This is a genomic window from Gilliamella apicola (assembly GCF_003202655.1).
GTDB classification, from domain to species: Bacteria; Pseudomonadota; Gammaproteobacteria; order Enterobacterales; family Orbaceae; genus Gilliamella; species Gilliamella apicola_R.
On record NZ_QGLR01000014.1, the window covers coordinates 168,768 to 193,887 of the forward strand.

At 38.4% G+C, this 25,120-nt stretch carries 15 protein-coding genes; 9 read left to right on the forward strand and 6 right to left on the reverse strand.

Annotation, left to right across the window (positions count from 1 at the left end):
- Positions 1-16: 16 nt before the first annotated feature.
- The 4 genes from DKK70_RS13255 to DKK70_RS13270 all read right to left on the reverse strand — a co-directional run bounded on the left by DKK70_RS13255 (position 17) and on the right by DKK70_RS13270 (position 3,625).
- Complete coding sequence (locus tag DKK70_RS13255; RefSeq protein ID WP_110434437.1) at positions 17-340, reverse strand: PTS lactose/cellobiose transporter subunit IIA; 324 nt, start codon at positions 338-340, stop codon at positions 17-19.
- 358 nt (positions 341-698) lie between these two features.
- Entirely contained in the window at positions 699-1,439 is a 741-nt protein-coding gene (locus DKK70_RS13260) for a DeoR/GlpR family DNA-binding transcription regulator (RefSeq protein WP_110434438.1), read from the reverse strand.
- Positions 1,440-1,507: 68 nt separating this feature from the next.
- Entirely contained in the window at positions 1,508-2,659 is a 1,152-nt protein-coding gene (locus tag DKK70_RS13265) for a PTS transporter subunit EIIC (protein ID WP_219999796.1), read from the reverse strand.
- Between the two features lie 12 nt (positions 2,660-2,671).
- Complete coding sequence (locus DKK70_RS13270) at positions 2,672-3,625, reverse strand: ROK family protein (protein WP_181416015.1); 954 nt, start codon at positions 3,623-3,625, stop codon at positions 2,672-2,674.
- 209 nt (positions 3,626-3,834) lie between these two features.
- Here DKK70_RS13270 and DKK70_RS13275 point away from each other — a divergent pair, with 209 nt between their 5' ends.
- Both DKK70_RS13275 and DKK70_RS13280 read left to right on the forward strand, forming a co-directional pair.
- Positions 3,835-4,734 (forward strand): glycyl-radical enzyme activating protein, encoded by a 900-nt coding sequence (locus tag DKK70_RS13275; RefSeq protein WP_110434441.1) that lies wholly within the window; start codon positions 3,835-3,837, stop codon positions 4,732-4,734.
- Positions 4,735-4,748: 14 nt separating this feature from the next.
- The gene (locus DKK70_RS13280) at positions 4,749-7,181 is read left to right on the forward strand and encodes a formate C-acetyltransferase/glycerol dehydratase family glycyl radical enzyme (protein ID WP_110434442.1); all 2,433 of its coding nucleotides are present in this window, start codon (positions 4,749-4,751) and stop codon (positions 7,179-7,181) included.
- A 92-nt stretch (positions 7,182-7,273) separates the two neighbouring features.
- Here the strand turns inward: DKK70_RS13280 and DKK70_RS13285 are convergent, their stop codons facing one another.
- Complete coding sequence (locus DKK70_RS13285; protein ID WP_110434443.1) at positions 7,274-8,140, reverse strand: aspartyl protease family protein; 867 nt, start codon at positions 8,138-8,140, stop codon at positions 7,274-7,276.
- Positions 8,141-8,548: 408 nt separating this feature from the next.
- On the opposite strand from DKK70_RS13285, the gene DKK70_RS13290 reads away from it, so the two are divergent.
- Positions 8,549-9,292: a DeoR/GlpR family DNA-binding transcription regulator gene (locus tag DKK70_RS13290; RefSeq protein WP_110434444.1), complete on the forward strand. Its 744-nt coding sequence runs from the start codon at positions 8,549-8,551 to the stop codon at positions 9,290-9,292.
- A gap of 194 nt (positions 9,293-9,486) precedes the next feature.
- Here the strand turns inward: DKK70_RS13290 and DKK70_RS13295 are convergent, their stop codons facing one another.
- Entirely contained in the window at positions 9,487-10,395 is a 909-nt protein-coding gene (locus DKK70_RS13295) for a LysR substrate-binding domain-containing protein (RefSeq protein WP_110434445.1), read from the reverse strand.
- A 102-nt stretch (positions 10,396-10,497) separates the two neighbouring features.
- Here DKK70_RS13295 and DKK70_RS13300 point away from each other — a divergent pair, with 102 nt between their 5' ends.
- From DKK70_RS13300 to DKK70_RS13325, 6 genes are all read left to right on the forward strand, one after another.
- Positions 10,498-12,522: a CocE/NonD family hydrolase gene (locus DKK70_RS13300; protein ID WP_181416016.1), complete on the forward strand. Its 2,025-nt coding sequence runs from the start codon at positions 10,498-10,500 to the stop codon at positions 12,520-12,522.
- 47 nt (positions 12,523-12,569) lie between these two features.
- Positions 12,570-13,028 (forward strand): lipocalin-like domain-containing protein, encoded by a 459-nt coding sequence (locus DKK70_RS13305; RefSeq protein WP_219999798.1) that lies wholly within the window; start codon positions 12,570-12,572, stop codon positions 13,026-13,028.
- Positions 13,029-14,398: 1,370 nt separating this feature from the next.
- Positions 14,399-16,222 carry an AAA family ATPase gene (locus tag DKK70_RS13310; RefSeq protein WP_110434448.1) on the forward strand — a complete coding sequence of 608 codons (1,824 nt, stop codon included), beginning with the start codon at positions 14,399-14,401 and terminating at the stop codon, positions 16,220-16,222.
- A complete protein-coding gene (locus DKK70_RS13315; protein ID WP_110434449.1) occupies positions 16,223-16,870 on the forward strand; it encodes a 4Fe-4S single cluster domain-containing protein in 648 nt (215 codons plus the stop codon).
- Between the two features lie 10 nt (positions 16,871-16,880).
- Positions 16,881-23,147: a protein kinase domain-containing protein gene (locus tag DKK70_RS13320; protein WP_219999799.1), complete on the forward strand. Its 6,267-nt coding sequence runs from the start codon at positions 16,881-16,883 to the stop codon at positions 23,145-23,147.
- Positions 23,144-24,493 carry a hypothetical protein gene (locus DKK70_RS13325; RefSeq protein WP_110434450.1) on the forward strand — a complete coding sequence of 450 codons (1,350 nt, stop codon included), beginning with the start codon at positions 23,144-23,146 and terminating at the stop codon, positions 24,491-24,493. The genes DKK70_RS13320 and DKK70_RS13325 overlap by 4 nt, the downstream gene beginning before the upstream one ends.
- The last annotated feature ends 627 nt before the right edge of the window (positions 24,494-25,120 follow it).

Below are 25,120 nucleotides of genomic sequence, written 5' to 3' on the forward strand. Positions count from 1 at the left end.
TCTTATCTTTAAATAATTAATTAGCTATTAAACTGTTAACCGTTTTTCTTAAATCAATAATCTGTTCTAATAATGTAATTTCTGATATGGCTGCCATTAGGTGATCTTGTGCATGAATGAATAAGGCACTAATGGCAATTTTTTCGCCATTGGCTTCCATTGTGAGTAATGCGGTTTGTTCATTGTGGGCTAATTTTAAATATTCATGAGCTTGTTGAAGATCTGCATCGCAACCTAGGTAATCTTTTTCGTTAACTTTGGTTAACGCATTGTAAGCAAAAGATTTTGCCGTACCTGAATTAACAATTAAATTCATAATCACTTGTTCTATATCAGTCATATCATTGTTCTCCTTTTTAACTTACATTTTTGTTATAACTTTCGTTTATTAGAAAATAGCACAAAATACGCTTTCAAAAAGTTGAACTTGATCACATAAACGCAAATAAAATCACTTTCCAATGAAAATATTACTATTTACATATGTAACATTAATGCGTTACCTAGTGGCAATAACTGATCTGAAGTTACGATTTATTAAAGTTAAGTAAGAAAAGAAGTAAATTAAGATTTATGAAGGCTACACAATGTTGTTAGCCAAAAAGAGAGGTATTTGAAAGGATCAATTGATTAATTAGGAATAGATAGCAAATTATTAGCCATTGAAAATATTATAATAGTTTAACTTATGGCCATTACTATACTTTATGAACAATAATTCCCCTATCTTTTAGTGATTTTTCCATATCGGCGCTGATATTTTTATCGGTAATTATTTGTTTAAAATTATCGGAATCAATAGTATATGGATAAACAAGACCAAATTTAGAGGAATCTGAAATTACAAAATTTTCCGCACCTTTATTCAACACCGCATTAATTACTTCAGCACGCATCATGTCTCTTCCTGTAAAACCGATATCCGGAGTGTAACCATCAATTCCCAAAAAGCTTTTATTGAAGTGAGTTTGATTAATACAAGTTCGGGTTAAAGGACCTATCACACTTTCGCTTTTCGCTTGTAACAAGCCCCCAAATAAAATGACATCAAATGGTGCATCACGTAATAGCGATGCTATATAGGTACAAACAGTTATAACAACTATTTCACCTTTAAAGTTGAGCAGTTCTCGAGCTAATAATGAATTGGTACTACCGCCTTCGATAAATACAGAATCGCCTTCATTGATTAGGCTTAATGAATATTTGGCTAATTTCTGTTTTAGTGAAAAGTTGACATCTAACCTTTCGCTCATTGAATCACGATCAAGGATCTCAGCAAAACCATGGGAACGTTTAACATAGTTTTGCTGTTCAAGAATGGATAGATCATTACGAATAGTAACCAGTGATACATTAGTTAGTACCGCTAACTCATTCACACTAATCTTCTTTTTACTATTAATCAACTCTAAGATTATTTGGTGACGCTTATTCATATATCCTTTCTATTCTGTCAATTTAGAGATAATCAATATGATACCCAAATTTGACCAAATAGGTAAGATCAATTGTTAGTAATTGATAGCTCAGCTTGACTAAATTTAGCTAATTCTAATTTTTTATGGCAACTTAAGGTAAATAAAAAGCCGACTAAAAATCCTACCATTACAGCTGCTATAAACCCCCAAAATGCCACCCCCATAAATACCGGCAGTGTAACCAGTCCAGGGAAAGCAAATGACATTGCCGAATTAGCAAAATAGCCCGTCATAGCACCACCAATCGCACCGCCAAGGCAGACACCTATCATCGGTTTTTTAAGTGGTAAATTAACCCCATACATGGCGGGTTCAGTAATGCCAAATAACGCTGATATTCCTGCTGAAAAACAGATAAATTTGAATTGTTTATTTTTAGCTAACAAGAATACGGCAAACGCTGATCCTGCCTGAGCAAATACAGCTGGTCCCATCATGGCGAGAATCGTATCAAATCCATTTAAGTTAATATTATTTAAAGCCAGTGGGATTAAACACCAATGAAAACCAAAAATGACCATTAACTGAATAAGACCACCCAATATAAAGCCAGCTAAAATCGGACTGGTTTGATAGACCGATTGATATCCAATTGCCAGATATTTACTAATCCCAACCCCTAATGGTCCCAATGTGGATAATGTTAAAGTAGAAATAAGAATAATACTAAGTAGTGGTGTTAAAAAGCCACTCACAACATCCGGTAATATTTTCTTAAACAATAATTCAACATAATGCAAAATGCCAACTGCTAATATGATCGGAATCACGCTAGCATTATAGGTAACTGGATAAATAGTTAAGCCGATAAAGTTAATCGTCTCACCTTTATCTAACATCTCAACAAGACTTGGATAAAGTAAAATTCCAGCAATAACCACCGCGGTATAAGGGTTAGCTCCAAATTTTTTAGCTGAAGTATAAGCAAGTAGCATCGGTAAAAAATAAAAAAGACTATTTGCCATTGCATGTAAAATTTTATAGGAATCACTTTCCATAGCGATACAATGTGTAGTTTGCAAAATAGCTACGATTCCAATCAAAATACCACATGCACATAATTGATTAACAAACGGGAGAAAAATACCCGATATGCCATCTATCAGTACATCAATAACCACTAAAAATTTAGCTTTTGTAGGGGGATTCACTTCATCAATGGTGATTGTGTTCATCATGATTACCTCAAATTAAAATAGTAACTCGGCAGCACCAACTATGCCAAAATCATCGCCTAATTCCGCTTCTTTAAAATAGACAGGTAAATCACAATGATTCAAATCATTAAACATACTCTTAACTGGATCAAATAATTTATCACCAATATTTAACAATCCGCCACCAAGCACAAAACAGTTAATATTTAATGCTGAATAAAGGTTATAGAGCCAAACTGCCATATATTTAGCCATTTGATCGATTGCCCAAATAGATAATGAATCGTCTAAATCATAAGCCTGACTAATATGTAACACATCAATAGCATCGTGCGAACCTGCCATATCAAGCATAATGGTTTTATGACCTTCAAGGATCTTTTGTTTAACATGTTTTACAATCATCGCACCAGAACAATACGACATAAGACAACCACGATTACCACAGCCACATTCAATGCCTTCTCCTGGTGTAGCAATCATATGACCAGTCTCTCCAGCCCAACCATAGCGACCACGAAATAGCTTATTATCAATAATAATCCCTGTTGAAATACCAGTACTGACAGGACAATAGAGCATATGTGTAAAACCACGACCTGCGCCATTACGGTGTTCAGCTAAAGCAGCAGTATGCGCATCGTTATCAAGCATAATTCGAATATTACCGCCTAATTTTTTATATAAATAGCTACGCGCAGGGAAATCTTTTATCTTTGGTAAGTTTGCCGTTTTCATAATACGGCCTTCTTCATAAAAAATATAAGAAGGCATACCTATGCCAACACCTCGTAGATTGGAGTAATTAATATCGTGATTTTTTAGAATAGTATTAATATTATCGGCAATTCCATCAAAAAAAGCTTGTCCATCTAAATTTGCATTAGTCGGTAATTTATTTTTAAAGATGAGATTTTTATTGCTATCAAAAAGTCCATATGCAGTTTTAGTACCACCAACATCAATCCCAATAGTAAAATTATTCATGTTATTCCTCATTATTACTTATCTCTTTATTTTTGATTAAAACATAAATAACTTTCGATCGAAAGATTTGTTGCTTACAAATGAATATTTTAATTTTAAAAATGTGATCTAGATCTTAATTTTAAATTTTATGCTCAAAAATGTGATCTAGATCACAGACACTTTCGTTCGAAAGTTATTATTATGTAGCAAAGATAAGGGAGCAATGTATGATTTTTAATTTACAACGATATTCCACTCATGATGGACCCGGAATTCGAACAGTAGTCTTCTTAAAAGGTTGTTCTTTAGGCTGTTTTTGGTGTCAAAATCCAGAAAGCCAATCGGCTAAGCAAGAGATCCTGTTTGATGAAAGGCTTTGCATTAGTGATTGTGATCTTTGTTCTGCATCTTGCCCAAATTTAATCAAAAAATCAAATGGACACATTGAGATTAATCGAAAAGCAGCCGAACAAACTGACTATCAAAAAATACAAAATGTTTGTCCAAGCTTAGCATTAACTGTATGTGGTGAATCACTATCAGTACAGGATGTGATGCAAACTATCGATAGGGATAGTCCGTTTTATCAACGTACCGGTGGTGGCGTAACTTTGTCGGGTGGTGAACCTTTTATGCAACCTAAATTAAGCCAAGAAATACTTGCTGCTTGCAAACAACAAGGCTATCACACTGCGGTTGAAACGTGTTTGCATGTGCCATGGAAGAATATAGAAGCGTCATTGCCATATTTAGATCTTTTCTTGGCGGATTTAAAACACACTGACGAATCGATTTTTTATGCCTGGACCAAAGGTTCAGCTAAACGGATTTTAAAAAATTTTCAGCACTTAGCAAAGACAAACAAAAAGATCACTGTCCGAGTACCATTAATTCAAGGATTTAATGCTGATGAGAAATCGATAAAAAGTATTGTTGATTTTGTTGCTAACGAAATACCGACAGATGAGATCCACTTTTTACCGTATCACACATTAGGTATCAACAAATATAAAATGCTCGATCTGCCATATCATGCACCTAAAGAGCCACTAAACGACGCAAATATCATCGATTTTGCAACCCATTACGCCCAACAAAAACAGCTAACCGCTGTTTTACGAGGATAACCAAGGAGAACCTTATGTCTACTCTAGACCTGACTACTGTCACACCAAGGATTCAAGCACATAAAAATGCATTGATTCATATTATTAAACCACCGATTTGTGTAGAACGCGCAGAGCATTATACCGAATCTTATCAAGAACATTTGGCACAACCCGTGGTATTACGTCGTGCTTATGCTTTAGCCAATCACCTAAATAAAAAAACAATTTGGATAAAACACGATGAATTAATTGTGGGTAACCAAGCTTCTGCACCAAGAGCGGCCCCCATATTTCCTGAATATACTGTTGGTTGGGTAGAAAAAGAAATTGATGTATTAGGTGATCGCCCAGGCGCAGGATTTGAAGTCACCGAACATGACAAGGAAGTCTTACACCGTGTTTGCCCATGGTGGCATGGTCAAACAGTACTTGATCGCTGTTATGCACTATTTAGTGATGAACACAAATCATTACTCGATACTGTGATGATCAAAGCTGAAGGGAATATGAACTCAGGTGATGCTCACCTTGCCGTTAATTTCCCATTTATTCTGGAAAAAGGCATTGATGGTATTATTGATAAAATTAAGGAACGTCGTAGTCGCATTAATACCACTGATTTTGATGATTTTCATAAAGATCACTTCCTAAAAGCATCAGAAATCTCCATGCTAGCCATGAGTAAATATATTGAACGTTATGCCGAATTAGCGCGTGAAATGGCTACTAAAGAAGAACGTTCGTGGCGTAAAAATGAGTTATTACAAATAGCTAAAAACTGTGAGGTTATCGCTCATAAACCACCGCAAACATTTTGGCAAGCTATCCAGCTATGCTATTTTGTTATGTTATTGTTACAAATCGAATCAAATGGCCACTCGGTATCGTTTGGACGGATGGACCAATATCTCTCTGCATGGTATGAAAAAGATGTTGAGCAAGATAAAACATTAACTCGCGAAGCAGCTATTGAGTTATTACACAGCTGTTGGTTGAAACTGTTAGAAGTCAATAAAATCCGTTCTGGTTCACACTCTAAGAGCTCAGCCGGTAGCCCAATGTATCAAAACGTGACGATTGGTGGGCAAAAACTGGTCGATGATGTACCTGCTGATGCAGTAAACTCATTATCTTATGCTATTTTAGAGTCTTGTGGACGTTTAAAATCCACCCAACCTAACTTAAGTGTCCGTTATCATGCTGGAATGAGTGATGACTTTTTAGATGCTTGCGTACAAGTTATTCGTTGTGGCTTTGGTATGCCGGCGTTTAATAATGATGAAATCGTTATTCCTGAATTTATTAAACTCGGTGTCGAACGCCAAGATGCTTATGAATATTCAGCAATCGGTTGTATTGAAACAGCAGTACCGGGTAAATGGGGGTACCGTTGTACAGGGATGAGCTTTATTAACTTTGCACGTGTGGCATTAGCGACATTAGAAGGAGGTAAAGATGCAACCAGTGGTGTGGTTTATTTACCACAAGAACAAGCCTTAAGTAAAAATAACTTCAAAAGTTTTGACGAAGTCAAAGCACAGTGGGATAAACAAATTCGCTACTATACGCGAAAATCAATCGAAATTGAGTATGTGATTGATACTATCCTAGAAGAAAATGCGCATGACATTATCTGCTCAGTATTAGTCGATGATTGTATCGAACGCGGTAAAACCCTTAAACAAGGTGGCGCGAAATATGATTGGGTATCCGGTTTACAAGTCGGACTGGCTAATACCACTAACAGCTTTGAAGCGGTTAAAAAATTGATTTTTGATGAGCACACCATCAAACAGTCCGATTTAGCTAAAGCATTGGCTGAAAACTTTGCCGGCTCTGCGGGTGAACAATTACGTCAACGCCTACTTAATGGTGCACCAAAATATGGTAATGATAATGATGAAGTAGATTATCTTTTAGCTGAACTATATAACTACTATATTGATGAGTTAAAAAATTATCGCAACCCTCGCTATGGCCGTGGTCCAATTGGTGGTACTTATTATGCTGGTACTTCCTCTATCTCTGCCAATGTGCCATTTGGTGCCCAAACTGCAGCAACACCTGATGGACGTAAAGCATGGACACCGTTAGCCGAAGGTGCTAGCCCATCATCTGGTACGGATACCTTAGGACCAACAGCAGTATTTAACTCATTAGGTAAATTACCTACGGATAAAATTCTTGGTGGCGTGCTGTTAAACCAAAAACTCAACCCATCAACCTTAGACAATCCGCGTGATAAGTTAAAACTGATGATGATGTTAAGAACATTCTTTGAAGTGCATAAAGGATGGCATGTTCAATATAATGTTGTTTCACGTGATACGTTACTTGCAGCGAAAGCGCATCCGGATCAATATCGTGACTTAGTTGTCCGTGTTGCTGGTTATTCCGCATTCTTTACTGCCTTATCACCTGATACTCAGGATGATATTATCGCCAGAACAGAACACGTTATCTAATTAATAGCTAATTTATAAACCTCAGCAATTTAAAGACCTACTCTTGTAGGTCTTTTTTATCGTTTAATCATCAATATAAATTTAAGATAAAATTATTTTGTCACAACCGGCTGGATCCACATTTGCTTATTTTTAAAATCAATTTTAACTCTGTTTTTACTTAAAAAGTCAGCGCCTAATAATCCGTCAGATTGAAATTCATTAGGAAATGAATCAATTATTATTGGCAGAACGCTATCATTCGCGACATTATTCACATCAAGTGATATAGATTTAAAATTATCTTCAGGATCGCTTATTTTTATTGATTCTGGTGAAAGTGATTGTTCTTTGATAAGTGATACCGTTGCTCCGGTATCTAAAACCATTTTATAATTCTTGATACCGTCAGACAGAGTGACGACCAAACCTTCATCATTTAAATCAAAGGGGATAGCAACCCAATTTCGATTTAAGTCGGTTGAAGTATCATCGGATATTGTTAAATTACTTTCAGGATAATTGATAGTTAATACATAATTATCAAACAATTTAAGACCAATAACAGCTTTAAATGCACTGCTATCTTCACTATTATCATTATCCATCGGATCACTCGAGATAAATAATCCCCAGTCTTTATATTCAACCACTTGCACATTATTAAAGATAAAAGAATTTAATTCTAACTTGTTGACAATAAATGATTTAAGTTCTGTGACACCCCCAGAAAGATCAATCGTTCTGATTTTTTCAGAGTTTTCCGTTTTATTAGCAATCTTATTAATTAAATCCATTGGTAGATGTAAAGCTATTTTCGAACCGGTATCCAACGTCATGGTAATTTTTTCACCTTGAAAATCCATCATGATTAAAGGTAAATTATATTTGCTATCAAAAGTTAGATCCCAAGTGACTTGAGCACTTTGTGCAAAGTGGCTGATAAACAGCATGATTAGCAATAATATTTTTTTATTCATTCAACTATCCTCACTGTATTCTTATTCCTAATATCTCTTTTCAATTTGAAATTACTAAAAATGTTTATTATTGATCCTTTATTTTTTAGCCATTTTAATCGTTATTAATTGATATACAACAATACAATTTCTATATCATGACTTTGTGTTTGCTACCCCTGATTATTCATTGTTTTTTGAGGTAGGATCAACAGAAACAGAAAATGAGATTAATGCCAAAATAAAATCGAATTTATATATCTATCCAAAAACCGATAGGCATCTTTTTTGTTTTGCCACTTTTATAATGACAAATGCCATGTAATTCATTACTATCTTTCCCTACGTGTTTATATCGATATTGATATATGGATATGGCGATTTTATAACAGGTGACTATATTTATAACAGGTAATTATGCTGTATTTAATGAATGAACGACAACAAGAGATTATTTATAAAGTTAATGAACTCAATCAAGTTAGTGTCAATGAGTTAGCTGAGCAATTTAATGTTTCTGTTGTGACCATTCGTCATGATCTCAATTTTTTAGAGCAAAACGGTTATTTAAAACGCGAACACGGTTATGCCGTGGCAATCGATAGTGATAATCTTGACGCTCGCATGAAGATTAAATTCCCGTTAAAGCAAAAAATAGCTGAATACGCCGCCTCACTCGTCAATAACGATGAACATATCTTTATTGAAGGGGGGAGTACCAACGCCCTACTCGCCAGACATTTAGCCTACACACGTCGTATCACCCTAATTACCTCAAGCTACTACATCGCTCAATTGCTAAAAAATACCGAATTAAAAGTGGTGGTCATTGGTGGCGAATATCAGAAGAAGAGTGAAAGTGTGGTCGGTGAACTTGCTTGCCTTGCGATAAAACATCTCCATTTTGACAAAGCATTTATTGGTATTGATGGCTTTTTACCAGATACTGGGTTTTCTGGTCGAAACCAAATGCGGACTGAGTTAGTTAATACCATATTAACCAAGCCTAGCGAAAACATCATCATCACTGATTCATCAAAGTTTGGTCAAAAACAGCCATATCAATTATCGCCACTCGAAGCCATACATCGGGTAATTACTGATCAGGCAATTAACATTGAAGATGAGCAATATCTAACCACGAAAAATATTATTGTTGATAAAGTTATTTAGTTAAACAGCAAAAGTCGCTGCTATTAAAGATAATAGACAAAAAATCATAATTAAATTTGAACGCAGATATCTTATAGTGTCTTATAATGAGAAAATGGTCTCTGTTAACTCCACTTAGGTTTTATCAATACAACTGAGGATTAACAGACTGAATAAAAACCATTTTTTGCAAAAATCTAAGTGTGTCGCTTAATTTACTTCACCGCTATAGGTCTGGAGCATTCGTGAGCCAAGACAGTTGTGGTGATTAAGATCTCCTTGAGCTTGTTAAGTAAGGGATCATCGCCATCTCGTCGGCTGATAAGTGACAGCGGAACCGTGCAGTTGGTTTTAAGAGGTTTATAGGTGACCTGTGGAAAATTCGGTAGCTGAAGTACTGTAGGTAACACACTGATACCACGCTGCGCTTGAACCAGAGCCAGAACGGCGATCGGGTCGGATTTGGCGATGACGGTTTGCGGATGAAGACCAATAAGATTTTTAACTACATCAACGGCCTCACCATCACTATTGGCAAGTTCGATAAACGTTTCTTCCTTGAGGTCTTCAAGTTCAATTACCGATTTGGAAGCAAGTACATGACGAACCGACATCCCCACAACTACCGGCAATTTCGCAAGTTGATGCACTCGAAGTGTCTGCTGATCATTGTCAAGTACAGGGGCTAGTACGAAGTCAACCTTATCGGTCATAAGCCTCTCATTTTGTTCCCATGGCTCGATTTGTTGCAGCAGTACTTCAACCTCAGGCATGGCACCCTCGATCCGCGTGAGAGCTGATGTCAGAATACCAGAATGAACAGCGATGGCTGAATAACCAATCCGTACGCGCCCCATAAGGCCTTGGCTAACGCGGCACGCAGTTTCCATCGCGCGTTCAATATGTTCAAGTGCTTGATTTGCCTCTCCGAGAAACACCTTACCCGCTTCGCTAAGCGTCACACCCCGACGATTGCGATTGAGTAAGCGGCATCCTACGGTTTCCTCAAGGAGCAGCATTTGCTTGCTCAGCGCCGACTGGACGATGTGCAGACGCTTCGCCGCTCTGCCAAAATGCAGCTCCTCAGCCAGTACGACGAAAGATTTCAGATGGCGGAGTTCCATTATTACCTCTTGGAATTACAGGGGGAACATAATGTCATTAGACATTATATGGACCGACTTTTATTATTGTCAACAACATACGACACTCAAAAAGGATCTGCTATGACTAAATCAAAACAGTCTCCGACAATACTTCTATCTTGTGTTGCTACTAGCGAATCAATAAGCCGACGACGCTTCTTGAGCGCTATGGGGATCGCCGGCGGAGCGCTTGCTGTCAGCCAGTTCGGTTTGCCATTCATCGGAAAGCCAATTAGCTCGGCGTTTGCAGCAGCATCAAAAAATGAGGTTCCTTTTTCCGAAAAGTTACCGCTACGCGTCTATGGCAATGATGCTTACCCGACCTACTTCCGTCGTCCATTACCTTTGGATGCACCTCGAGTGCGTTATCCCGGCTTCAAGCCCGGATCAGAAATTCTGCGTAAAGGAACAATTCGACGTGAGGGCGCGATGCCATTACCGTGCGACATTATGTTTGAGCGTGATGTGGCGATTACCCTACGTGATGGTACAGTGATCTACACGGATGTTTTCCGTCCTGTCGGCGATGCTATCCATCCGGCAATTCTCGCTTGGAGTCCGTACGGCAAAGAGATTGGTGGTCAATGGTTGGACGAAATTCCAGAACGATATGGCGTTAAATTAAGTATGACGTCTGAAATGATGAAATGGGAAGGTCCTGACCCAGCCTACTGGGTTAATGCTGGTTACGCCGTGATCAATCCCGACATTCGTGGTGCCTATCGTTCAGGTGGAAATATCGTCGGTTGGGGTCGGCAGACCGCCGAAGATGGCTGCGACGTAATTAACTGGATAGCAGATCAAAGTTGGTCTAATGGTAAAGTCGGTATGGCTGGTAATAGCTGGCTGTGCGTTTCGCAGTGGTTTATCGCAGCAGAACAACCGCCACACTTAGCTGCTATAGCTCCGTGGGAGGGTTGCACCGATATTGCTCGCGGTGATTTCCTCCGTGGTGGCATTCCTCGCACCGCATTCCCGGAAGCGCTAATCCAAAGCTTTGGTGGTGAGCACTTTTTGGAAGATATGCCGCGCATGGCTGCGACTGAACAGGATATGACGCCTTACTGGGCAGATAAAGCTGCACGCCTCGAACGCATCGAAGTCCCGGCCTACATCGTTGCCAGCTACGATAATGTTGCTCATACATATGGAACGTTTGATGCGTGGCGCAGAATTTCTTCCAAAGAGAAATGGTTACGTGTTCATAATACGCAGGAGTGGCCGGACTTTTATAATCCTGCTCACCAAGCCGAGCTTAAACGCTTCTTCGATCGATATCTAAAAGGCGAGAAAAATGGTTGGGAAGAAACACCAAAAGTCCGTATCTCGGTTCTCGATCCCGGCCATCAAGATGAGGTTGACCGCATTGTCGAGGAATTTCCGCCAAAAGGTTATGAGCATATCAAGCTTCATCTAACTGATACCTCTTCATTGTCAGCCACATCATACCCAAAACCCGGTGTGGTTTCTTACAAGGTGGATGGTGGCTCAGCTACCTTTTTAATGCCGATCGAGCATGAGGCAGAGCTTATTGGCTACAGCAAGCTTCGGTTGTTTGTCGAAGCTGATGGGGCGGATGATATGGATCTTACCGTTTATTTAGAAAAAGTGGATTCTGCGGGGCGAACCATTATTCGCGAGACCTATCCCGGTGGCGCAGCACCGACCCGTACGGCAAGTTATCTGAGGGTTTCACGCCGAGCTCTGGATCCTGTCCTCTCAACTGAAGCAGACCCAGTACTTCTTTTACAAGGGGAACAGCGACTTTCACCTAAAGAAGTGGTACCAGTTGATATAGGTATCTGGCCGTTGGCAATGAAGTTTCATCCAGGTGAACAGCTGAAACTGACGATCAAACCTTTCTGCAACGATCCCGTCAACCTACCTTTCGGACAGGCGGCGATTGATCTGCCGAAGAACAGCTTTACGTTTGAACCCGGTACGCAGCCGGAGATGATCCATCTGGTTGGTGGTGGACCAGCAACGATGCCGGCATGGGCCAAGGCGCAAGAGGTGATGCCGCCGTCTCGTAACAAGGGTATTCACCATATCCATTTCGGTGCAGAGCGTGACAGTTATCTCCTTGTACCGTTGAAGAAACTTTAAATTGACCAATACTAACGGGTTCCATGCCCAAAAAGAGGAAATTTCTAATGACCAATATACTTCGTGAACAATTAATCGGGGCGTGGCGTCTAGTAAGTTATATAGAGCGACCGCGAGACGGTTCGCCGATACGCCAACCTATGACCGATCGGCCTCAAGGGTTGATCCTTTACACGCCAGATGGCTACATGTCGGCACAACTCTGTGCTCCAGAACGCTCGCATTTTACATCAGGAGACTGGTTCGTTGCTTCTCCTGAGGAGTTCAAAGCTGAAGCAACCACCTATATCGCCTACAGTGGTCCATGGCAACTTGGCGAGCAACCCGGAACGATCATTCACGGCATGGATGTATCGCTTTTCCCAAACTGGTGCGGTCAACGGCAGCTACGCCGAGCACGCATCGAAGGTGACCGCCTCTTCCTTTCTTCAGTCGAGCCAGTAAGTTCTGGCGGTATTGAAATCGATGCAACACTAGAATGGCAAAAGTGCAGCAGACAAATTTAGTGGATTATTAGCCAGATCCTGAAGTTTGTTACAGGTAATTGTCGTGGCATAAAAATAGAGATAAGAAAGTTATTTAGAGAATAATAGAAAATATTTCTATTTTTCAAAATTAAAGCTTGGTCTCAATTGACTTGATACGCTATAACCTAAGTATTGAATTGATTGGTTATAGCGTATATTTTAGCTTTAGCTGTTATAAAAGATTAGGTATAAAGCATACGACCAATAAAATATTAAGTAATAAACTTCGCAATTATTGAATTAAAGTAAATCTAAACCAAAAAGATATAAGTAAACTTTTTGGCATGGGACTAATCGTCGTAGCTGCTTTCGAAAATGGATCGAACATTGAAAGCTCAAAACGTTATTCAAAATATCCTATACATCAAGCTTTCATTTAAAAAATGAGTTAATAAAGAAGTGTCATGATCAACCAAAAATAGGAAATAAATTTAGACTGTTTTGTGTAAATTATACCCAAACATAGTTCATTATAAACCTTATTAACTAATGCTTAAGATTTTCCTTCATAATAAACAATAGTCTGTTCAACATCTTGTTCGGTATTTTTTTAGATAAACATTTTTGCCATTATCTAGTCTATCCTTTCTACCCTTCTATTCTGCGTTTTAATAAAACCAAATGGTTTTCCTTAATAACTGAACCGTTGGTGAGTTAACCCCTTACATAATTAAATCTCTCAATTATTTACGCGCAAAATCTTTATGGATAAGCGCTTTGATATATTCACTATGAGTACTATAAAAACTTTTTTAAACTCTTTGCTCAACGTCAGCACGTTGTGATTCTGGTGGTGGAATATTCATTGTACTCATTTTAGATACCTCTCTAATAATCTTGGCAAAAATCGCCAAGATTGATGAAAATCATAATGTTTTTTGAATAAAGCTATTTATTTATGATTTATAAAACAAGCTGAATATACTGCGTTTATATAAATACCTATTAATTTTGGATGGAAGAACAACAAGCTAATGACAAATACATTTATTTATAGATGATACATCATTGAGAAACCGATAGGATTAAAAGGATGATAGATTATTGTGTAAACTATTTTCTTAAATCGATGAGTACCTACGATTTATGCAGCCTGATAATCGTTGTGTTTTAGGGTGAGGCGGTTATTAAAGTCAAAAATAAATAATTTTAGATAAGATGATTGAGATTTATTGACTAATTGTCAGTCATAGCTTTTTGTGCTCAACTCAATCAAAAGAGTGGAAAGCTAAACTAGTGAGTATGATCAATATCATTGATAATTAAAAAGAAATACTAGTTATCTCTATCTGATTCTATATAATAGATTGTAGGAATTATTCAGGGGTTATTATTAAAGGTTTTTGCGCATGACAAATCAGTTTAATAAACCACGTTGGCTACGTGATCTATTAAGGTTTTTGCCGTTAAAAAGTCAGTTTGTATTGTCGGGTAACATTAGGGATTTACAAGCGTGTGAAGTGGCTCCTGAAGTTATTACACCACAAACATTTGAGTTAACTTTATATCGTGCTCTTCGTGAAGTAGGATATAGTCAAGTACTTATTTGGAATCCTTTACTGGGGCTTTATGGTTTACAAACGCCTGATTTACCAGCTGTTGGTATTGATGAGTTATTACATCAAATAGGATTAATACCTGAAGGAGGACGAGCCGCTGCGGGCATTGATTCATTGGCAAACACTTTAGAAAACGTTGTTAATCTTAATAATGACGAACCTGTGGCATTAATTATTGATTTTGCCTCACAGCTAACCATTCGTGCTAATAACCTCACTGCCGCAGAGCATCAACTGTTTACCCGAGCATTAGTCCTCTCCCATCAAGCGCGTGCAAGACCTGCCGGAACAAATCGTAACCCTTTTTTTAATACACTAATTTGGTTGGTAGAAAAAGAGGGGGATTTACCTGACTGGTTATTAGTAAATAATCCACGAATTCGTCATATTCCAGTTTCTAAACCAGACAGCACCTTTCGTCGAGCATTAGCCTCTGCATTAATAAAAGGCCTTTCTGGTTGGCAACAAGCCACTCCAGAATTGCTGGCGAAAGCGGAAGCAACCTTTGTTAATAGCACCGAAGGCATGTTATTGCTTGATATGAATGCTATTACCACATTAGCGAGAGTTGAGGGATTGACCATTAATGATATCTCTGATGCCGTAAGACGTTATAAAGTAGGAGTAACCGAAGACCCTTGGCAGAAAATCGAACGGCAAAAAATAGAACAAGCAGATGACTTTGTATATCAACGAGTTAAAGGACAAAATCATGCGGTTGTCCATATGCTCGACATTATAAAGCGGGCGATTACGGGAGTAGGCGTTAACCGAAAAGGCAATAGACCCCGCGGAGTAGTTTTTTTAGCAGGTCCAACTGGTGTAGGTAAAACAGAGCTTGCCAAGACAATTACCAGTTTACTCTTTAATGATGAAAGTGCTTATATTCGCTTTGATATGTCTGAGTTTAGTTCAGAATTTTCAGATCAGCGCTTAATTGGTTCACCTCCCGGTTATGTGGGATATGATGTAGGGGGAGAGCTAACTAATGCAATACGTGAAAAACCGTTTAGCGTTGTATTATTTGATGAAATAGAAAAAGCTCATCCTCGTGTTATGGACAAATTTTTGCAGATTTTAGATGATGGTGTTCTTACATCAGGGCGAGGTGAGCGTGTTTATTTTTCAGAAGCACTCATTATTTTTACATCCAATCTTGGAATTTATAAACTGAGCGAAACAGGAGAGCGTATTGCTAACGTTTCTGCACATGACCAATTTGATGATGTTCAAGAAAAAGTTAAAAATGAAATTGAGCGGCATTTTAAATTTGTCTTAAATCGCCCGGAAATCTTAAATCGAATAGGCGAAAATATCATTGTATTTGACTTTATTCGCCCTGATGTAGCAGAGCAGATATTCCAACAAATGATTGATGGTGTGATTGAAGATTTACAAACACAAGGGGTGATTTTATCTTTTACTCCAGAGGCATTACAAAGTTTGAAGAAGATTGCTTTAGCTGATCTATCAAATGGCGGTCGAGGAATACGTAATCAGATTGAGGCTCATTTATTAAATCCATTGGCTCGTGAGTTGTTTAAGTTAAACCCTCAAGCAGGTCAAGCATTGGAGGTTACTCAGTTACAAGTGGGAAAATTAACCTTGGAGTAAATGGTGTTAACAGTTGGTATATCGCGCGTTCATTTTCCTGTGACAACACTAGGGCCGGGTAGGCGACTAGGTATTTGGTTTCAAGGCTGTAGTTTACGTTGTGAGGGATGTATTTCAGTTGATACTTGGGCAACTGCAAAAACGTTTATTCCCATCGATAAACTGATGATGGGGCTCTCCACTTACCTGCCTTTGGTTGATGGCATTACTATTTCTGGCGGCGAACCCTTCGATCAATTTGATGCCTTGTTAGCCATTGTGACCCAGTTACGAGAAAAAACCAAAGTTGATATTTTAGTGTATACCGGCTATAGCATCGAAGATATCAACGATCAGTTACAACAGATTAAACCTTATATTGATGTATTAATCAGTGATCCTTTTCAACGACAAAGTTCACAAACTTTAAGGTTAAGAGGCAGTGATAATCAACGCTTACACTGTTTTACATCACAAGCAAAAGAAAAATTTGCTTATTATCAACAAACCGTGACAACTGAGGATAAAGTATTAGATGTCATGTTTGATGCAGAAGGTGTCATCTGGTTCGCAGGCATTCCTAGACGTGATGATTTCATAAAATTAGAAACCCTTTTAAAGCGGCAAGGACACCAATTAAAAGTGACCGCTGACAAAGTAAAGAATTAAGGATTTTAGCATGGCGATGATGCGGTTTTGTCCTAATTGTCAAACCGAGCGATCTCTTCAAGAGATTTTTTGTGAAGGAACTATCAATGGTCAACCCTGCGGTTGGGATTTGTCAGCCGTTACTATTAGTGAAGCAGGATGGCGCCCGCAAAGTGTTGTAACGGTTAATGATGTGTTACCACAAAATCATGTAGCGCTCTGTGTTAATGGTCATATCATGGAGGCTGGTGATTTAATTTGCATGGAGTGTGGTGCCGATTTAGCCGAGACAACCGAGATAGATAGTTCAGAAAATAGAGAACAACTACCTTCTGACCAAGAAGAACACGTAACCGACGCCCAAATTACGACCATTGATGATTGGCAATTACTGCAACTCATTAACCAAACTGATGGAGTGCGTCAACGTTACTTAGTCAAAAGATTACATGATGAAAAACGGGCGGTATTAACACTTTATCATGCTGGTGCTGAGCCTAATATTGAGGTGTATGAGGTGTTACGTAACCTGCCTCGTGAACATGTGCCAGAAATTATTGCTAAAGGTCGTTGGAACGATCAGGCTTATGTTGTGGCAGAAGAGTTAACCGGTGGTATGTTAGCTGACCTTGGTATGGTAATAAATGACATGGATACTATTCGTCATGTCATGACTGAGTTAGGTCAAGCACTCAATACATTTACTGCTGCAGGTTTACGTCATTGTGATTTACGACCAAATAACTTATTAGTACGTACCAAAGAGCCTTTGGATTTGGTGATCACAGGCTTTGGTTCAGCTAGGCTCTCCGAATTTGATTTAGAAGTCATATCGCCTTTGGCAACTACCTTTTATACCTCACCAGAAGTCGTCGCCGGTGGTGTAAGTGTTGCTTCCGACTGGTGGAGTTTGGGCATGATTCTACTGGAGCAATTGACCCAAGGTAATTGCTTTGTCGGACTTAACACCCAAGCATTTATCATTCAAGTATTGGCCAATGGTATAGATATACCAACCACTTTAGATCCACGGTTACAGTTACTATTAAGAGGACTGCTGACCAAAGACCATCATCAGCGTTGGCAATGGCCTGAAGTTCAAGCATGGATTAATGGCGAAGCGGTAGAAGCCGCCGAAAATTTGCCATCGACGGTGCAAGAAGTTGATCTTGATAAGAGTATTTTCTTAGCAGGAAAAAGCTACCATAGAATTAAATTATTTGCGTTAAATGCGGCTAACCCAGTTAATTGGCAGGAAGCAACTGAGCTATTGTCCCGAGGTAATTTGATTACATGGTTGGAGCAAACAGCTTTTGACGCAACTAACTTAGCTACTATTAGAGAGGTGATGCGTAAGCAGGATTTAACCCCAGATATGCAATTGATGGTGGTTTTAAAGATCTTAAATCCAGATATGCCGCTCATTCTCAACGGTGATATTGTCACACCAAATTGGCTATTGCAACATCCTAATGACGGTTACCAGCTTATTACAGGCGTTATTCCAAGCTTACTAAAAACGTCTGAAGTGTGGTTATGGCGTTTACATGAGCGTGCTAATGTGGTTCGCCAGCGCGCATTAAATTTACAAATAAAACTTGATGAAGAAATTTTAAGAATTCATTTGTTATCAGCTTCACGAGCCCAATTAGCCGCGTTATGGTTAGAGAAAAATGCCCTGTTTCCCGCTGCGAATAATGCGGGGATATTGTCATTGTTAGAGCGACGAACCATTAGCGAAGAAGATTTAATTGTTTTACTCAGTGCTGAACTTGGGCAGTTTAAATCCTTAGATACCGTCATTAAGGAGTCACGAGCATTAGGAAAAAAATTGCATATTGATATAGCTGATGATGAAGCGTTAACAGCGTTAATCGCCAAGCCTCGTTTAACACTTTATCAACAGCTAAATGAAAGGATCACCGGATTTGCCAGCACAGGTTTGGATGAAGTAGATCAGTGGGCAGAACAATACCGCCTTGAAAAACGCATGCCATTATCAAGGTTGTTGGTTTTATTAAGTATTGCACCAGAAAAATGGGTACAACCACATAAACGGCAGTATACCTCACAGATTATTGATTTTTTCCATAAAAAAGTCACTACATCTATCTTGCAAGGTCCTTTGGTGAGAATGCGCCTAGGAATGTACACTGCACGTGTCGATATTCATTTATTGGGTACCCAAGCAACGTCAGCGAATAAATTGCTCGATCATATTGTTCAGCGCAATAACCGACAGCAAGCCATCGATGTAGCCGCTTTTCAAGCCAACAACCTCATAGAGTATCAGTTGCGTAATTTACACCGTCAATCCAATCTCTATAAAAGAGATACCGGAATTGATGGATTATACATGGGATTCCCCTTTTTACTTTATCAAGAGCCTAATAGCTATCGACTACCTCGTATTGCTCCGCTATTACTTTGGCCGATTAAACTCAATTATGACATGGGCACTCGCAATCGTATTACGTTAGCTTTTGATAATGAACGTGAAGAGATTAGAGTTAATCCTGCATTAGAAGGCATATTAGGAAAGGCATTGTATGAGAATTGTAAAAGCGTTATAGATGAGTTACTCGCTAGATCTGCACTGACGACACTTGAAGTCATGGATGCCTTGGCTACTTTAGGGCATGTATTGTCTCAACAAGTACAAAACCTACCTATTAGCGTTGAAGCTGAGCGTGGTGAATTGTGCTTTGCATGTTCAGCGGTCTTATTTGATGTCAACTTCTTAGGTCAATCCATCGGTGAAGATCTTAATCGCTTAAAGAAATTATCACCGGTTAATACCGCATTAGAGACAGCACTGCGATTAAAACCTTATCAAGCAGTTGCACAGACTCCAGAAAAACCTGAAGAGTTAGATCGCTATTTTTCAGTAGCTAGTGACCCTTCGCAAGAAAATGCCGTTTTACAAGCCAGACAGCAATCAGGGCTATTAATTGAAGGACCACCAGGGACAGGTAAAAGCCAGACAATTGTAAATATGGTGGGTGATGCGATTGGCCAAAATAAAACCGTGTTGATAGTTTGCCAGAAAAAAGCCGCCTTAGAGGTCGTCTATAAACGCTTAGTCGCCGAAGGACTAGATGCACGCAGTATTATGATCAATGATATTAATGCGAATAGAAATTCTGTGATTAATAGTATCCGTGAACAACTGGATTTATTATTTAAATCTCCTAAAAGAACCGATTGGATCGAAAAACGTAAGCAAGTTGCCGCCCAAATTACCGATTTAGAAAATCGTTTAGATAGTTATCATCAGGCACTACATCAAACAGACCCGCAAACACAGTTAAGTTATAGAGAGTTACTTGCTGATTTAATTGGCATAAGTCAACACTATCAGTTATTTGCGGCGCCTCAGTTAAGACCGGTGCTAAGTGATTGCAATCCACAACAGTTAATGGCTTTGAAAAATGAGTGTGCACCGTTGGTGCGTTTTTGGTTGCCAGCCAGTTATGAAAATAGCCCATTAATTCATCTAAAAGCATTTTCCCATGATTTAGCAACGCTAGAGGATTTTAAAAAATTCTTTAGCTATTTTTTAACCGTTGAACAACTAAGAATCAATAAGTTGAGTAGCAGCGCGCGGTTTGAAATAGACAATCCCAAACCCTACCAGCAATGGATTGAAAATGAGGGAAATCATTTTCTAACCATTTCAGAAAGTATTCGATCGCGGTTAGTTAAATGGTTAATTTTGTTTAAACAGAGTGCCCAGACTTCAGCTGAGCTAGACGGTGACTCACTGATAAGGCAACTGACTCTACTGCAAGAGCGCTTAGCTCTGTTAACTGAAAGCAGTTGGTGTAATTTATCGCTTAGACTATGTTTGCTAGAGTCTGATGCATTAAATGATTTAACAAACAAAGCAAGACTGATGGTCATGCCTAAGCCTTGGTATAGTTTTTTAAGTATTAAACGCTATAAAGCAAAACGGACGTTATTAGCTTATTTAATATCACAAGGCGAACTGCCGAATGTAGAGGCTATTGTTAAGCTTTATAATGCTTTGGTGCTTGAACAAGAATATCGCCCCATTCGTCAAGAAATACAGGCGATTTTCGCTAAACTACAACTGCCTGTGCCTGACAACCATAGCAATCTTAATATTAAAAATGTTGTCAATGAAACATTAATAAGTTTACAAGAGGTAAAAAAGTGGGCAGAAAGGATTATGGCTGCCCCGCACAGTGAAGAAGTGGAAAAGTCAGTTCTACAAAGTAAAGTGGCATTTCAACACTTATTAAATGATTATCATACCGCTTTTGAAAGATATGCTGCACGCAAAGCCTCATTAGAGGCATTACTGCCGTTAATAAATTATTTTGAAGATGCATTCTATGCAAACTGCAAAACAGCCATCGAAAACAATGCTGTTTCACCTATATTACTGGTAGAAATTAACCGTGTACTTGATACCCTTGAAGCTTACCAATACTTTAGAAAACGAGTTCCGCAATTATCAACCAAAGCGATGAAATTGTTTGAACGTTTAAGGCATTATCAGCAAGAGTTAAGCAATTTAGCTGTGACTGCGCTCGATAAAAGTTTTAGACAATTATTAGATTATGAGGCTAAACAGACATGGAAAACCCGTATTGAGCAAGACAACCCCGTACTGCTCACTAATGAGGATGAAATACAACAACAAATTCAGGCTTTAGCTACGGCCGATCAAAAGATCCGCGAGTTAAATAAGACTCTGTTTAGGCACAACATTCCTGTCAAAAAGTTAGCGAGTGCTAGACAATGGGAGGATATCACACGATTAACCGGGCAACGCGCAAGAAGATTACGCGAGTTTATCGAGCAAGGTGAACCGTTAGGACTCATGAATTTAAGGCCTATTTGGTTAATGAATCCCGATATTGTGAGCCGACTATTACCATTAAAATCAGGCTTATTTGATGTGGTTATTTTTGATGAAGCCTCTCAAATGCCGATCGAATATGCAATACCAGCACTTTATCGCGGTAAAGCAGCGGTCGTCAGTGGCGATGAAAAGCAAATGCCACCTAGCTCTTTCTTTAGTTCTCAAGTAGAGCTTGAGGAAGATTTAGATCTAAACTTAACCGCTGAATTAACCGCTGAAGAGCAGCAAGAGGTATTGCAAGGTCAATGGAACTCAAAAGAAATTATGGATTGCCCTGATTTATTGCAACTTGCACGTTCGGTGTTACCTACCACGAGCTTACAAATTCACTATCGTTCGGCATATCGAGAGTTAATCGATTATTCAAATGCCGCTTTTTATATGAATCAATTAAATATACCGGTTCGTCATCCTTTAGATACGATTAAACAAGCTCAGCCTATAGAATATATTTGGGCAGATGGTGTCTATGAACAGCAAACCAATCTTAAAGAAGCCCAAAAAGTGGTTCAAGTAGTATCGAAAATTTGGCAACACTCTTTGGATGAACGTCCTTCTATAGGCGTTGTTACCTTTAATAAAAAACAGGCAGATTTAATTGAGAAACTCTTTTATGAAAAAGCCGCTGACGATGAAAAGTTTGCCTACATCTATAAAGAAGAAAATCAACGGATGGATAAAGGCGAAGATATGTCCATTTTCATTAAAAATGTTGAAAATGTACAGGGAGATGAGCGTGATATTATTGTATTTTCGACAACCTTTGGCTGTAATGAGAAAGGAATTTTTAGACGTAATTTCGGTGTATTAAGTCAACAAGGGGGGGAAAGACGGCTCAATGTTGCCATTACACGAGCTCGTAAAAAAGTCGTTCTGGTCTCCTCTATGCCAATAAACGATATTTCTGACATGTTATCCGGTAAACAGATCGCCACTAACCCAAGAGATTATTTACAATGCTATTTAGCTTATGCTAAAGCGCTATCAGAGGGTCATTTTGACTATAGTAACGATTTACTTAATCGAGTTGCAGGCAATAGCCAGCTTGTTCTTGAAAACGCTGAGACTAAGCAACAAGATGCCTTTCTGGATGATGTTGAAGCCTTTATCCAGTCCTTGGGTGTTGGATATATGCGACAATCCTGTAATGACGTATTCGCGCTTGATTTTGCGATTGAGGATCCGGCGACCAAACTCTACAGTATCGGCATTGAATGTGATGCCCCGATTAATCCATTATTAACCCATGCTCGAGCTCGTGATATTTGGCGACAATCAGTTTTAAAACAGGCAATTCCTAACATTTTACGCATTTCATCACGTAATTGGTATGCAAATAAAGAACAAGAAAAGCAACGTTTAAAAACGTTAGTTGAAACAGTATTAACACCTGAGGTAAGTCAATGAGTGGACCAAAAGTTGTCAGAATTACTACGAAACAAGAAATCACGGCTACCTGTAAAGGCCATTTATCCCGTCTTGATCAAGCGATCAAACAATGGCAAAAATCGATGGTCAAGCTGGGAGAAACAGATGAAAATTATTATGAAGCGATCCTTGCAACACGAAAAAACTTTGATCAGATGTTTGAAGAGAAACTTTTCTCAGAAATACCCAAACAGGTTTTGGTGGCAATATCCAATCTAGACGATGATATTGCTAAACGTCGACAATTAAAGATAGCAGCGAAAAGCCAGCATGCTATTGAAGTAAAGCAAGCCAAAGAAAATATCAAAGCTCTGGTTAATTTATTAAATCATAAACAAATAGCTATCTCAGATGAATTCAATAACGAATTACAGGCTGCAATTAAAGGAAAATATCAGGGTAATATTAATCAGCTTTTAACTAAAGCCTTTAGTTTACTCAAACCTAACAACACCACAGAACTATCACAACAGCAACAAGCTTTGTTAAATCGTATGGTGGAAGATAATACCACGCAAACCTTTGCAAGTTGGCTAGAAAAACAACACATTGAATTACAGAAAGATCCTTATATTCAAAAAATTGAACACTACCTTGCTGAATTATCATTTGAGCAAAGAGAGATTTATGAGGTATTTATTGAGCGTTCAAATGCCATTGAGCAACAACCAGTAGATAGCCGTCAAAAACTACTGCTTGATAGTATTGTGCTAAACTTGGCTCAAGCAGTTAAAGAGGCCAAGGAGAGGAATGCATTACAGACACAATTGGAATTATTAATAGCTGAATTAAATCAAAAAACAGTGGAACCTTTAGATTTTGATTTAAATACACTTGATACAATTAACATTAACCAATTGAAAGAATTAATTGATAGCTGTGAACAAACACTGGCACAAATAACCGAAAAAACCGTGGCAACTTACAGACAACAAGCTATTTTGCAAGGATTGGCTAGTCTTGGCTATGAAGTTCGACATGGTATGGATACTAAGTGGGTGAAAGATGGACGATTAGTTTTACGTAATCCATCTACACCAGGCTACGGTATTGAGTTAGCTGGTAAAGCAGAAGCTGCACGCATGCAGATACGAGCAGTTAAATTGACTGGCGAAAATAATCAACAACGTGATAACGACATAGAAACCCTTTGGTGTGGTGATTTTCATAAGTTACAGCAATGGTTAGCCAAACAAGGTTCATACTTAACAATTGAAAAAGCATTACCTGTTGGTGCTGTGGCGCTAAAATCTGTTACAACCACTGAAAATGATGCTTTAGAAGGAACGACATCGCAAACAACATTAACTTCTACCAAAAGATAGATAACGACTGGTTTATAAACTAACCATATTTTTTTTTATACAAATCGATGATCAGCCACTGACATAACCAATCACCATTGCTATTGAGGTGACTGATATCGCTTAATCAAACAATATTTGGTTGGTCGGAATTAAACTGCTCGGTTAACTGAGTTATTCACCACCGGTGACCAATATTTTGCAATATCCCCCTCAGTTTGCATATTCCTCCTTGATGAGTAAATAGTTCTCTACACTCTTCTTTTTCCTAATGTTAAAAAATACTAACGAGCTTTTGTGGTAATAAAATCTAGCCCTCTTACTTTGTTTAACCGCATAATTTCTAATATATTTAATGAAATCAGATTATTAAAAGATAATATCTTGTAAACTTTTACCCAATCATCTTCAAATTCAACCATTGCTACATCAACCGAAGAACTACCAAAAATAACTCAGTCACATCAATTCCATTTACATTTTCCTCAACTAATACCGGCTGATGGTATAAACTCCTCAATTATTTTTACAACAATAGTAAATAATCACTTAAAAAGGCAGCAATGACATTTAAGCAAAAAGTGTAAGTATTGTAACTTGACACTCCTTTAAAATCGCGGGACGATATGGCTATTGAATTAGCTTAAT